Annotated in this window: 8 protein-coding genes; 5 read left to right on the top strand and 3 right to left on the bottom strand. The window is 59.1% G+C overall.

Annotated features, from left to right (window positions below; genetic code table 11):
* The first annotated feature begins 439 nt into the window (after positions 1-439).
* From B7L72_RS12385 to B7L72_RS12375, 3 genes are read left to right on the top strand one after another with little or no spacing between them, the layout of a single operon-like run.
* Positions 440-1,744 (top strand): CmpA/NrtA family ABC transporter substrate-binding protein, encoded by a 1,305-nt coding sequence (locus B7L72_RS12385; protein WP_016915167.1) that lies wholly within the window; start codon positions 440-442, stop codon positions 1,742-1,744.
* A 23-nt stretch (positions 1,745-1,767) separates the two neighbouring features.
* Entirely contained in the window at positions 1,768-2,619 is an 852-nt protein-coding gene (gene ntrB / locus B7L72_RS12380; protein ID WP_081194688.1) for a nitrate ABC transporter permease, read from the top strand.
* Positions 2,620-2,635: 16 nt separating this feature from the next.
* Positions 2,636-3,487: an ABC transporter ATP-binding protein gene (locus B7L72_RS12375; RefSeq protein ID WP_081138721.1), complete on the top strand. Its 852-nt coding sequence runs from the start codon at positions 2,636-2,638 to the stop codon at positions 3,485-3,487.
* Here the strand turns inward: B7L72_RS12375 and B7L72_RS12370 are convergent.
* Together B7L72_RS12370 and B7L72_RS18965 are read right to left on the bottom strand one after the other, a co-directional pair.
* Positions 3,484-4,395, bottom strand: coding sequence for an amino acid ABC transporter substrate-binding protein (locus tag B7L72_RS12370; protein ID WP_081194686.1), 912 nt, complete (start codon positions 4,393-4,395; stop codon positions 3,484-3,486). The genes B7L72_RS12375 and B7L72_RS12370 overlap by 4 nt on opposite strands.
* 10 nt (positions 4,396-4,405) lie before the next feature.
* Positions 4,406-6,739, bottom strand: coding sequence for a diguanylate cyclase domain-containing protein (locus B7L72_RS18965; protein ID WP_254893812.1), 2,334 nt, complete (start codon positions 6,737-6,739; stop codon positions 4,406-4,408).
* A 282-nt stretch (positions 6,740-7,021) separates the two neighbouring features.
* Between B7L72_RS18965 and codB the strand changes: the two genes are divergently transcribed.
* Together codB and codA are read left to right on the top strand one after the other, a co-directional pair.
* Positions 7,022-8,287, top strand: a complete 1,266-nt coding sequence (gene codB, locus B7L72_RS12355; protein WP_081194684.1) for a cytosine permease — start codon at positions 7,022-7,024, stop codon at positions 8,285-8,287.
* Between the two features lie 14 nt (positions 8,288-8,301).
* A complete protein-coding gene (codA, locus tag B7L72_RS12350; protein ID WP_081194682.1) occupies positions 8,302-9,555 on the top strand; it encodes a cytosine deaminase in 1,254 nt (417 codons plus the stop codon).
* 44 nt (positions 9,556-9,599) lie between these two features.
* On the opposite strand, the gene B7L72_RS12345 is transcribed toward codA, so the two are convergent.
* Positions 9,600-9,897 (bottom strand): GNAT family N-acetyltransferase (locus tag B7L72_RS12345; protein ID WP_081194680.1); only part of this gene is annotated, 298 nt, incomplete at its 5' end.

Here is a 9,897-nt window from a genome sequence, read left to right as displayed (position 1 = left end):
CCTTAGAGAGCGTCTTTTCTTTAATATAGTGCTCGCTACGCAAGCCTCAATGTGTGGATGGCATTCTATGGAAGGTAACTAATGAGACAATAGAGTTCACATTGTTTGACGTTATTGATAACTTGCTAACAGTCCTGCTTCTTTTTCGTGCAGCTTCGCTAAAACTGCACCATTTCTACGCTGCACCGCACCATCCACGCCTCCTTCGATAACCAGACAGCTCTTCGACTATTATGACTAACCTTTTGAAAAGCTGATGTTTCACAAAAACGACTCCGCCATTTGGCATGTTAGCTGCACAAGTCAAAAGGATAGCGAACTGGGTCAACGTGGGCCCGGCGATAAAAAAGATGATCAACAGACAACGGCGTCTGCAACAGCTCCTCAACGGGGCTGATTGCAGGCGCCGTTTTTGTCTCCAAAGGGCAGGAACCGTGTCATGCGCAAAAAAATCTCTTCGTCCCACTCACCGGAACGTCGCCACTTTCTCAAAAGCTCCGCTGCCGTGGTGGGAGGCTCTGCCGTGCTCAGCAGCCTGCCCATGAGCTGGGCTTTTGCCAACGGCGCTTTGGAAACCACGTCGGCCAAACTCGGTTTCATTGCGCTGACGGATGCAGCGCCGCTGTTCGTGGCCGATGAAAAAGGATTTTTTGCCAAGCACGGTATGACCGATGTGGAGGTCCTCAAGCAGTCTTCCTGGGGTACCACCCGAGACAACCTGGTACTGGGTTCACAGCGTAACGGGATCGATGGCGCGCACATCCTGACGCCCATGCCTTACCTGATCGCCAGCGGCGCCATGACCCCCAACAACATTCCCGTGCCGATGAGCATTCTGGCGCGCCTCAATCTCAACGGGCAGTGCATCTCGGTGGGCGATGAGTACGCCGACCTCAAGGTCGCGCTGGATACCCGTGAGTTTGCCCAAGCTCTGGCGGAAAAGCGCAGCGGAGGCAGCGAAGTCAGCGCTGCCATGACCTTCCCCGGCGGCACCCACGACATGTGGATTCGCTACTGGATGGCCGCCGGGGGCATCGACCCCAACCGCGACATCTCCACCATTACCATCCCGCCGGCCCAGATGGTGGCCAACATGCGGGTGGGCAGTATGGACACCTTCTGTGTGTGCGAGCCCTGGAACCAGCAGTTGATCAACCAGGGCATCGGCTACACCGCCAACACCACCGGCGAGCTGTGGAACGACCACCCGGAAAAAGCCTTCGCCATGCGCAGCGACTACGTCGAAGCCCACCCCAACGCCACCAAAGCGCTGCTGATGGCCATCATGGAAGCGCAAATGTGGTGCGAAGACCCGGCAAACCACGAGGAGATGGCCCAGATCTGCTCACGCCGCCGCTGGATTCATGCGCCTTATGCCGACCTCATCGACCGTATTCAGGGCAACTTCGATTACGGCACCGGGCGCGTCGTGGAAAACCATCCGCACATGATGCGCTACTGGGACAAGCACGCCTCCTACCCCTTCAAGAGCCACGACCTGTGGTTCCTGACCGAGAACAAGCGCTGGGGCTACTTGCCGCAGGACTTCGACAGCGCGGCCCTGATCGAGCAGGTCAACCGCGAAGACCTGTGGCGAGAAGCCGCTCACGCCCTTGGCGTGGCCTCGGCAGACATTCCGGACTCCACCTCTCGCGGCGTCGAAACGCTGTTCGACGGCAAGGTCTTCGACCCGGAAAACCCGCAAGCCTACCTCGATAGCCTGGAGATCAAGGCGCTGGCCTGAGCCAGGCAGCCTGGGAGAACCTCATGACGACTTCATCAAGAGCCAATACGCTGTCTACCTCCATGCCAGGCGTGCACCCTGTGCTGCTACGCCTGCGCGACACCCTGGTCAAGAACGTGCTGCCGCCGGTGGTCGTGATGGCCATTCTGATCGGCCTGTGGGAAGCGCTGTGCTCCTATCCTGGCGCGGCGCTGCCGCCGCCCTCGCAGGTGCTCAACGATACCTGGGAGCTGATCATTCATCCCTTCTACGACTACGGCGGCAACGACAAGGGCATGGGCTGGCAGATTCTGGCCAGCCTAGAACGCGTGGCCTATGGCTACCTGTTGGCAGTGGTGGTAGGCATCAGCCTGGGCGTGCTGGTGGGCCAATCGACCTGGGCCTTGCGTGGCCTCGACCCCGTGTTTCAGGTGCTGCGCACCGTGCCTCCGCTGGCCTGGCTGCCGATTTCACTGGCCGGGTTTCAGGACAGCACCCCTTCGGCCATTTTCGTGATCTTCATCACCGCCATCTGGCCCATCATCATCAACACTTCGGTGGGGGTGCGTAATATCCCCGAGGATTACCGCAACGTGGCCCGAGTGATTCGCCTCAACGGCATGGAGTATTTCACCCGCATCATGCTGCCCGCCGCCGCACCCTATATCTTTTCGGGCCTGCGCATTGGGGTAGGGCTTTCCTGGCTGGCCATCGTGGCCGCCGAGATGCTGATTGGCGGCGTGGGCATCGGCTTTTTCATCTGGGACGCCTGGAATGCCTCCATGCTCAGCGACATCGTGCTGGCACTCATCTATGTGGGCATCGTGGGCTTCATTCTTGACCGCATCGTGGCCTTCATCGGCCAGTGCGTGACCCGTGGCACCACCCAAAGCTAACCCAGGAGATTGGATCATGGCTTCACACTATTTAAGCGTCGAGCAGGTGGACATGACCTTTGCCACCAAAGGTGCCACTACCAACGTGCTCAAGGAGATCGACCTGGGCGTCGCCAAGGGTGAGTACATCTCGATCATTGGCCATTCGGGCTGCGGCAAGTCGACCCTGCTCAACATCATCGCCGGGCTCACCTCCTCGACCTCTGGCGCGGTCATTCTGGATGGCAAGGAGGTCAATGCGCCAGGCCCCGACCGCAGCGTGGTCTTCCAAAACCACTCGTTACTGCCTTGGCTCACGGTGTACGAAAACGTGGCGCTGGCGGTGAACAAGACCTTTGCCCGCCGCAAGACCAAGGCCGAACGCCACGCCTGGATCCTCAAGAATCTGGACATGGTCGGTATGTCCCATGCCCTCAACAAACGCCCTTCAGAGATTTCCGGCGGCATGAAGCAGCGGGTAGGGATCGCCCGCGCTCTGGCCATGGAGCCCAAGGTACTGCTGCTGGATGAGCCGTTTGGCGCCCTGGATGCGCTGACACGCGCCCACCTGCAAGAAGAGGTGATGCGCATTCAGGACGAGCTGGGGAACACCGTCATCATGATCACCCACGATGTGGATGAGGCCGTGCTGCTGTCTGATCGTATCGTCATGCTGACCAACGGCCCCTCGGCGCGCATTGGTGAAATTCTCGATATCGACCTGCCGCGCCCCCGCAACCGTATCACGCTGGCCGACGACCCTCGTTACAACCGCTACCGCCAGGAAGTGCTGCGCTTCCTGTACGAAAAGCAGCGCAAGGTAGAGCACTTGGCCGAACGACGCGAGAAAGCCCCCAGTACTGCCACGGCTAAAAAAGCCCGCGCCTAGTTTCTTAAAATAGCCTGAGGGGTGGCCTGGGGATTGGAAAAGTGGTTTTTCAGCGTTTCGCTCAGCGGCACGTTCAGGGTAATCCCCTTGCCGGGCAACGGCTGCAGGAACCACCGCTCGTAAAGCGCCAGCATCTCATCGCTTTGATAGATCTGGCGCAGCGCCTGGTTGACCTGCTCGACAAAGGCGTCATCGCCTCGGCGCATCAGCAGCCCCAACGGCTCCTCCGCCGTCACCGCCTCTTCCGACAGGCGATAGGCGCCGGGGTTGCCGGTTTCTGCCATCATCGTGCTCAGCAGAATGTCATCCATGGCAAATGCCGCCACCCGCTCATGGGTGACCAGGTCAAAAGCCTCCTGAAGCGTTTCCACCGGCACTACCGACAGGTTCAAACGCTGCTCGCGGTTGGCCAGATTGATCTGCCCCACGTTCACCGTTCCGCGCGCCACACTGACGCTGCGCCCCGCCAGATCCTGCAGCGTGGCAAACCCATGTTTGGCCAGCGCAACATAGCGCACGGAGACGAAAAAATGGCTCAGCGAGAAATCGGCACTACGACGGCGCTCCGCCGTATTCGTGCTGGCATTGCATTCGATATCGATATCGCCACTGTTCAAAAGCTGCACCCGGTTGCCCGGCGTACGGAAGACGTATTCGATCTCCAGCCGGGGGAGTTCCAGTTGCTGCTGTAGATGCTCCGCCACCCGCTGACACAGCTCGATGGAGTAGCCCACCACGCGCCCCTCATCATCCGCATAGGAAAAAGGCGCCGTATCGCCATAGCCAACTCTCAGCGTGCCGGTTTCCTTGAGGCGTTCCAGGGTATCGATCTCGACAGCAAACGCTAATGCACTGGCCCCCAGAGAGGCCACCAACCCTGCCCACCAATGCCTGTATCTTCGAACCATGGCTCCCTCCTTATTCAGCGTATGCCGTAGGGTGTGCAAAAGCGGCTTCCAACTGCGGGCTGATGGGAAGGCCCACCACCTGTTGGTCCGGTGGTATGGGAGACAGAAACCACTTCTCATACAGCGCCAGCATCGCCCCGCTCTGATACAGTTCGCGTAATGCCTCATTGACCCAGTGTAAAAACTCGGCGTCATCACGGCGAACCATGAGGCCATACGGCTCGGGGTCACTCAGTGCTTCCGACGAGATATGGAAACGTTCCGGGGAGGCATCAGACGCGATCAGGCCTGCCAACAAGATATCGTCCATGACGAACGCAGACGCCTGGCCGGTGGCCACCATCCTGAACGCTTCTTCGTGGGAGCGGCTCAACATCACGGCAATATTAAGCCCTTGCGCTCGGTTCAAGGCGTTGAGCTGTTCGATGTTTAGCGTTCCGGTGGTCGACACCACACTGCGCCCCGCCAGGTCCTCAATGCGATCAAGTGCATTCTGTTCAAGCGATACGTAGCGTGTGGCCGTAAAAAAGTGCGGATACGTAAAGGCAGCGTGACGGCGCCGTTCGGCGGTGCTGGTCGTTACACCGCACTCAATATCGATATCCCCTTTTTTTAGCAGTATGAACCGATTGGCGGGGGTCACCGGTACGAAGGTTACCGACAGCGCTGGCCCACCCAACCGCGCACTGAGTCTGTCCACCACTGCCTGGCAAATATCGATGGAGTAGCCGATGGGCCGCCCTTCCACCACGTAGGAGAAGGGCTCCTCGTGTTCTCGGTGCCCAATCAGAATGGTGTGATCCTGCTGAATGCGCGCAAGTGTCGGGGCGTTGGTGTTTGCGTTGGCTGTGCCCATGACCAGCAGCAGAAGACCCATCACTGTGACGCACCGCCAGATGACGCTACTCATCGTAGCTGGCTCCCATGGTCTGCCGCTACTGAACACCTGATAACGCCCTCGCCCCATGGCCTTGGCGGCGTAGAGCGCTACGTCGGCACTGCGCAACAGGGTATGGCTGCTTTCGCCATCCCGGGGGGCCAGGGCAATCCCGATGCTGACACCGATCTGGACGCGCTCTCCCTGCAGGTCAAAGGGTTCGCGCAGCGCAGCGACCAGCCGCCCTGCCCGCACACTAGCTTCGTCCAGCGCATGGTGGTGAACAGGCTGGAGAATCGCGAACTCATCGCCCCCCAGACGCGCCACCAGCTCACGTTCGGCCAACAGCTGCTGCACCCGTCGACTGGCCTGGACCAGCAGCTCATCCCCGGCGGCATGCCCTAACGTATCGTTGACGGCCTTGAAGCGATCCAGATCAAAAATCATCACATTGAAGCGCTCACCGCTCGGCAGCTGCGCGACGGCATCCCGCAAGGCATCGTTGAACTGAACACGATTAGGCAGCTTGGTCAGCGCATCGTGGTGCGCCAGGTGCTGGAACTTGAGCGCCTCCTCCTTGACCTCCAGCAGCAGCTCACGCTCGACGACTTTTTTGCGTAACGCTTCGATGGCTTGGGCCATACAGCCAATTTCATCCTGGCGCTGTGTGTAGGGCGTTGCCTGCTCGGTTCGGTTATGGGAAATATGCGTCAGCGCCTTGATCAGACGCGGCACGGGCTTGAACAGCTGATGCATCAGCAGGCTCAACAGCAAGGCCGTGGCCAACAGCACGACGCACAGTGAGGCGACGACTTTCAGCAGAAGCTCGCGGTGCACCTGGTACAGCATCGCCTTGGTGCCAATGGTGGCAACCGACACCCCCCATAACTCCCCCTGAGGAGACACGATGGGCAATGCGCTGATGAAGTGCTCCTCATGGCCAAGCCAGGCAAAACCCACGTACGGCTCGTTACCGGACGCGACCAGCGATAGCTCCGGGACTTGAGGCAGTGTGAGCGAGACGTCTTCACCGTGATGGGCATCGGCGACCATGCTGAAGCGGCCATCCGGTAAGCGGGAAAACAGCCAGACGTTGTGGCGCGTTTGCGCACTCGCCAGCGCCAACACATCCACGGGACTGAAACCGGTACTGAGCACCGAGTCTTCATCCCCAAGGGCCTGTTCCGACACCAGGTGCGTCACTTGACCCGAGGGGTCGGTGCGTACCGCCACGTTCGTGTAGATGCGCCGAATCGTAGCGCTCACGATTTGGGCATTCACCAGCGCTTCCCGAGCCCACTGTTCGCGTGCACTGCGCTCCACAATGGTCAAGCCCAGCAAGGCGCCCATGGAATAGGCAAACACCACGCCCAACACCATGAAGGCCGCCACTTTGCCGACCAGGGTGCGATACCAGGGCAGCCCAGCGGCTGGCAACGGTGGTTCTTGCGAACTGGATGGTTCCATATTGGCCGACTCCCCCTCAGCCACGTCTTGCCACATCGCCCCATTGCTGATCATCGATCCTGTCAATGGCATGTTAGCGCCACGCCATGCAGAGCGTTCGTTACCTTGTTGTGCGCGTGCGCGCTCGTTATTCATGTCTTCTTTTCGCAAACTACCATTAAAGACGCGCACGAGTGGCTAAAAATTTAAACGTTTCTTGTTACCTGACCACGCCTGATTGGCATGCGGCTTGCTGCATCTTTCTTGACCATGACACGCGACGACGTATCGAAGGGGAAAAAGATGCACCATTCAGACTACCCACTTAGCGAAGTACCCCTCCAGGCTCGGAAAGGGCTACTCTCTACCTCAGCGGTACTGCTTGGCTTTACCTTTTTCACCGCCACCATGTGGGCGGGTGGCTCCCTGGGCCAAGCCTTCCCGATTGGCCAGTTACTGTGGATTATCGTGGCAGGCAACCTGCTGCTGGGTATCTACGCAGCAGCGCTGGCTTATATCGCCTGCCAGAGCGGCCTGAATGCCGTCCTGATGGGACGGTTCTGCTTCGGCGAAAAAGGCAGCAAACTCTCTGACATTATCCTCGGCTTCACCCAGATTGGCTGGTACGCTTGGGGAACCGCCACGATAGCCCTAGTGCTGGTACGCACCACGGGAATGCCTGAATGGCTGGAAATCCCCTTGATGGTGCTGTTTGGCTTTGGATTCTGCGTGACCGCCCTGATCGGTTATCGAGGCATGGACTGGCTGTCGCGCTTCGCCGTACCCGCCATGATGCTCTTCATCCTGGTCAGCCTGTTCACCGGGCTGGTCGATGTGCGCGGCTTTGCAGGATTAAGCCAGCAAACGCCAACGGAAAGTATGAGTGTCGCAGCGGCGATCACCGTGATTATCGGTACCTTCATCAGCGGTGGCACCCAGGCGACCAACTGGAGTCGCTTTGCCAGGACGCCGAAAGTTGCGGTGATCGCAACGCTGGCCGCTTTTTTCATTGGCAATGGATTGATGGTGCTGACCGGTGCCTTGGGCACGATGATTTACCAGCAGGCAGATATCGTCGATGTTCTCATTGCCCAAGGTTTTCTCTCCCTCGCGGTATTGATGCTGTTCCTGAACATATGGACGACCCAGGACAACACGATTTACAACTTCGCCGTGGCGGGATGCAACTTGCTGCGCACCGAAAAGCGCCGCTTGGTCACCGTCAGCGGCGCCGCCATTGGTACCGTGCTGGCGGTAGGTGGCATGTACAACCTGCTCATTCCATTTCTGGTGCTGCTCGGCACGTTTATCCCTCCCATGGGCGGGGTGATCATGGCTGATTTTTGGCTCAGGCACCGAGGCCGCTACCCTGCTTTGGCCTCTGCGCAGCTACCCGATTTCAATCGGCGCGGCCTCGCCGCCTATGCCATTGGTGCCGGGGCTGCCTATTTTTCTCCGTTACTACCGCCGCTGGTGGGTGTCGCAGTCGCGGCAGGCAGCTACGCCGTGCTGCTACGTCTGAAGCACGCTACGCTGGGTGATAGCTTCCCATCGACGGCCAAACAATAAGTGAGCACCTGTTTATGAACATGCAGATCATCAATGCCCGCCTTCGCCAGCGCCCTGGGCTTTATCGGCTGGATATCGAGAACGGTGTCTTCACCGCAATCACTGCTCAGGATGCGCCGCAAACGGCAGGCGAAGGCCAGAGGGATGCGGGCGGCAAACTGCTGTGTGCGCCGTTTATCGAGCCGCATATCCACCTGGATGCGGCCCTGACCGCTGGCGAGCCTCACTGGAACCAGAGCGGCACGCTGTTCGAGGGCATCGAACGCTGGGGGGAGCGTAAGCCGTTGCTCGACGAGGCGGACATTCGGGAGCGCGTACTGAAGACCCTCAACCTGTTGATCGGCAACGGCGTGCAGTTCGTGCGCACCCATGCCGACACCAGCGACCCCAGCCTGGTAGGCCTGAAAACCCTTTGCACACTGCGAGACGAGCTGAAGGACAAAATCGACATTCAGGTGGTGGCCTTTCCACAGGATGGCCTGCTCTCTTACCCTGGCGGCGACAAGCTCATGGAAGAGGCGCTGGAGTTTGGCGCCGATGTGGTAGGCGGCATTCCTCACTTCGAGTACACGCGAGAGTTGGGCGTGGCATCCATTAAGCGCGTCATCGAACTGGCCATCAAGTACGACCGCCTGGTGGATGTACACTGCGACGAAATCGATGATCCCAACTCGCGGTTTCTCGAAGTGCTCGCCTGTGAGGCACTGTTTCATGAGCTGGGCAGCCGCGTGACCGCCAGCCACACCACCGCCATGCACTCCTACGACAACGCCTACTGCTCGAAGCTGTTTCTGCTGCTCAAGCGTTCGGGCATCAACTTCATTTCCTGCCCCACCGAGAGCATCCACCTGCAAGGGCGCTTCGACACCTACCCCAAACGGCGCGGCGTGACACGCGTCAAGGAACTCAACGAAGCCGGTATCAACGTCTGTTTTGCCGAAGACTCCATCTTCGACCCCTGGTACTCGCTGGGCAACGGTAAGCTGCTGCGAACGCTGGATTTTGGCCTGCATATCTGCCAGATGATGGGCTATCAGGACTTCAGCCAGGCGCTGTCGCTGATCACCGACAACAGCGCCCGCACGCTCAACATCGAGGCGCGTTACGGTATCGAGGTAGGCAAACCCGCCAGCTTCAACCTGCTGGATGGAGAAGACGACTACAGCGTGCTACGCAACCAGGGTGACGTACTGCTCTCCGTCCGCCACGGTGACATCATCATGCAGCGGGAGCCCGCACGCATCGTGACGCCACCGTGGCTTGGTTAGGGCTTGCGGCAAAAACCATCCACTAAATGGCCGTGTAAAAACGTTTATTTTATGTCGAGCAAATAGCCATAAAACGCCGTATTGCGCTGCCAGCCCAGTGATTCATATAAACGCTGGGCCCGCTCATTCTCTACCTGCGTCATTAGTATCAAACGCGCGACACCATGCTCACGGGCAAGTTGAGTAGCGGCTTCCATCAGCGTACGCCCGGTCCCTTTCTCACGGCACTGCGGCAGCACGAAGAGGTCGTTCAACGTCCAGCGAGCATTTAAACCTACTGTGGAAACCCCCGGGTAGAGCTGCACGAAGCCAGTCAAGGAGCCCTCCTGCCCCTCGCTCACC

The organism is Halomonas sp. BC1, assembly GCF_002078135.1.
In the GTDB taxonomy this organism is placed as follows: Bacteria; Pseudomonadota; Gammaproteobacteria; order Pseudomonadales; family Halomonadaceae; genus Vreelandella; species Vreelandella stevensii.
This window is presented reverse-complemented; position numbering and strand designations above follow the sequence as displayed.